Source organism: Streptomyces sp. ATLC9, assembly GCF_057196705.1.
In genome coordinates this window covers 1-226 of the sequence record NZ_JBXUOY010000647.1, presented here as the reverse complement: position 1 = coordinate 226, position 226 = coordinate 1, and the positions used below count along the sequence as shown (strand labels likewise).

Sequence of the window (226 nt, the reverse complement as noted above, 5' to 3'; positions counted from 1 at the left end):
CCCCCAGCACGGGGTGCGGACTGTTCCGCCGGCACCCCGGTAGCCCTTGTCGGCCCAGCATGCGATGCCGGCCTCGGCGAGGGCATCGACGATGCCATGTTCGCGAGCCGCGCGAACGTCGTGGACAGCTCCGGGCAAGGTCGGCGAGGCCCACAGCAGCCGGCCGAAGGGATCGGCGAGGACCTGCACGTTCATCCCGTGCCTCTTGTGCTTCCCCGAGTAGTAG

Annotated in this window: 1 protein-coding gene; it reads right to left on the bottom strand. The window is 69.9% G+C overall.

The window, feature by feature from the left end; all coding sequences use genetic code 11:
• A partial coding sequence (locus tag AC2CJA_RS27480; protein ID WP_484605309.1) for a transposase family protein occupies nt 1–226 on the bottom strand: 226 nt, incomplete at both ends.